The sequence below is a fragment of the Methylobacterium sp. J-059 genome, from assembly GCF_022829485.1.
Taxonomy (GTDB): domain Bacteria; phylum Pseudomonadota; class Alphaproteobacteria; order Rhizobiales; family Beijerinckiaceae; genus Methylobacterium.
In genome coordinates, this window is the sequence record NZ_JAKSYA010000043.1 from 1 (window position 1) to 2,812 (window position 2,812).

At 62.6% G+C, this 2,812-nt stretch carries 2 protein-coding genes; one reads left to right on the forward strand and one right to left on the reverse strand.

Going from position 1 to position 2,812, the window contains the following annotated elements:
* Positions 1–1,583: 1,583 nt before the first annotated feature.
* A complete protein-coding gene (locus MKK55_RS04540; RefSeq protein WP_243933500.1) occupies positions 1,584–2,138 on the forward strand; it encodes a PAS domain-containing protein in 555 nt (184 codons plus the stop codon).
* Positions 2,139–2,178: 40 nt separating this feature from the next.
* Here the strand turns inward: MKK55_RS04540 and MKK55_RS04545 are convergent, their stop codons facing one another.
* Positions 2,179–2,490 carry a DUF6894 family protein gene (locus MKK55_RS04545; protein WP_409566015.1) on the reverse strand — a complete coding sequence of 104 codons (312 nt, stop codon included), beginning with the start codon at positions 2,488–2,490 and terminating at the stop codon, positions 2,179–2,181.
* Between the last annotated feature and the right edge of the window lie 322 nt (positions 2,491–2,812).

Genomic DNA, 2,812 nt, shown 5'->3' on the forward strand with positions numbered 1-2,812 from the left:
CGTCGCTCTCCACGTCCGCCTCCGCTGCACCGATGGGCCCGTCCGCCGCTGTGGCCGCACCCGCCGAGCTGGTGACGAATGTCCGCATGGAGCGCCGGATGATGCATCGTCGTATGATGCGCCGGCCGATGATGCGCCACCACATGATGCGTCGCGGTGGTGGCCGGACCATTGGGACGAAGAAGGGGCTCTACCTCCCAGGCTCTGAGCCCCCCCTCCCCCACTGCATTATCCTCAGATCGCCCGGCAGCTGCCGCCGGGGATTTTTCCGTGCCCAAGGCCTTCGCTCCAGTACTGCTGGCACATGGATCGCTTACGGCCACGGCGTGGGGCACTTCCGTTTCACGCTCATTCCTACCCGAGTCGCACTTAGCCCCGCCGGCATCCGCCGCGCGGGGCTCTTTCGTTCTCCGTTAACTAGCTCGCGTTACGCCCCGGCTTTCCAAGGGGTTCCTCTGGCCCCGACATCACTTGAGCCCGACCGGCAGCTGTCGCGGCGGGCTTTTTCGTGCCTGCACCCTACCGACCGGCCTCCCGTACCGGCGCCCCAAAAGGCCGCCCCGGGCGGTCCCGCCGGAAGGTCTGATTCCCGTACCGGATCCAGGTTTCGCCGATCGCCTCGACGCGGCGCGCGTTGATCATCAGCGCCCTGCGGTAGTCGACGCGGATCCCACAGCGTAGCCCGGCTTCGGGCTGTTGCCATCGACTCGAGGCTGAACCTGATGCGAGGCCTTAAAGCGTGCCCCTTTCAGCGGCATCGGTTCGCACCCATGGGCTACCATTGATAAGGTGACCATCGGGCACCTCTCGTCCGATTTGCAGTTACAATGCTCTTGCCGGTCCTTATGAGCGGCCTGTGTGATCATGCATTCTGTGCCAACATAAATTACTATTTCGATGCCGCATGAACGGCAGAAATCTTTCACGACGCGCATGGTTTCCTGTTCACACCCAGAAAAAACGATGGGCGATTTTCCTATAAAGCCCGACACGCGGCAAACCGTTCCAGAGGACATTCGTCTCCATATCCTCGAAATGGCCTGATTTACACGATCGCCGGCTAAACATATGATAAAAGATTACTTAGTGGCCGCGAGTGCTGCGCAACCTCTATCATTTGTGAAGCTAAACAAGTGCTCTCGCCGGATGTGGGCCGGCGGGGAGGGGCGCGGGCGCACCGGCGCAATGCGGCGCCTAGGCCTCATCGAGCCAGGAGGTTTCCGCGATTACGCGCAGCGCCTGCAGAGCTTGCTTGCGACCCTCTATTGTCTTGATCTTTGACCAAAGGCTCAAGCATTCTTCAGCGGTAAGGGCTCCATCTACGAACGATTCGCAGGCAAAAAATCGCTCGGAGGGAATGCCGAGGGCTCGAGCTAGATTGTCCAGCATCGCCCGATGCGTTTCGCAGGAGCTTGTCATTACGAGACACATACCCCGACGAAGAAGATTGTTCTCTCTCATATCACATTTTTTAGCCGGCACATTAGTCCATTTGCACTAGTATGGTTTTGAGTATGTGGCGCCTGCCCTAGTGTCATTAACGCGCGTTAGCGCCCCAAACGTCTTGAAGCTGGGGGAACGGTATGATTTTCGTCACGAACGCTGAGGGGGAGGTGACCTACGTCAGCCCAGAATGGTGCGCGTTCACAGGGAGAGACGAAGCTTCAGGTGCGGGTCATGGCTGGTTGAATTCTGTTCACCCGGAGGATCGGGAGATCGCGATCAGCTTCCTCAGCAGCGTCCATGCTGAGCAGATGGAGTACACGTTTCGCCACCGGCTCCGTCGGGCCGACGGGAGTTACGCCTGGGTCGTCGGCGGAGCGATACCGTCATTCGGCCCCCCAGGACGCACCTTCCTCGGGTATTTGGGGTCGCTGACCGAAATCGCTTCAAGTGGCTCTGAACCCTTCACCGCCTACGGAACGCTCGCGCGCTTCGTCCCGCCTCCGGGGCATCCGGCTACGAATTCAAGGCCTGTGTTGGAACTCGTCGCTGACCATTTGCTGATGGCACATGGGCTCATCGAGCAGGACCACGCCAGGGAAATGCTGCCGGTGCTGCGGCAGGCCCTGATGACGGCAGGCAGGCTTCTGGCTCGGAACATATCTGAGGCCGATCAGGGTGGTCGTTTTCACTGACCCGGGCAGGCATATCTGCTGCAAACCCTCCAGAAATCGTTCAACCTTGCCGTGCCTGCCGATTGACGAGCACGTCGGCGAACGGCTTCGAAAGCACGTGGCGACCCGACGCCTCGTAGATCTCCACCGTCCAGGACGACCAATCGCGCGGCGTTGCGCCGACCATCAGGTCCAGCGCGACGCGCTCCGCGTGCGCGCGCATCAGCGCCCACGTCGGCAGCCGCTTGCCCTGGAGGTCGGCCACGAGCTCGTGCCCGTCTGTGCAGTGGAAGCGGTAAAGCGGTGTCGGCATTGGCCTTCTACCCCGCCCTCCACGCCATCTCACCGCTGCGCGCGTGGCCATCGTCGCCATGGTTGAACCGTCGTAACGCATGCTGTTTGTTCCTGATCTGTTCTTGCCGGACCTGGACCCGCGATGCCCCCCCCCCCCGCCCCGCCACACCTCCTGTTAGAGCCCGTCCCGCGCTCTCCCCGCCGACCCTGACCCCGCACCCCCAGTCCGCCGCCGCCTCCTCCGGCGTCTCTCCCCAGAGCCCCTCGCGTTCGGGTGCGCTTGCCGTCTCGCAGCGCGCGCCGCCACCACGCGCTGCGGCCCGTGCTGACCCGGACCCTGCGTAGGGGGCACAGTCTCCTCCCTGACTGCCCGGGCCGCTCTCCGCCACCTCGGCAGCGCC

What these genes read in the sequence shown, in the direction of transcription:
- MKK55_RS04540 (WP_243933500.1), top strand. Translation starts at nt 1,584, where the DNA reads ATGATTTTCGTCACGAACGCTGAGGGGGAGGTGACCTACGTCAGCCCA.
- MKK55_RS04545 (WP_409566015.1), bottom strand. Translation starts at nt 2,490, where the DNA reads ATGGCGACGATGGCCACGCGCGCAGCGGTGAGATGGCGTGGAGGGCGG.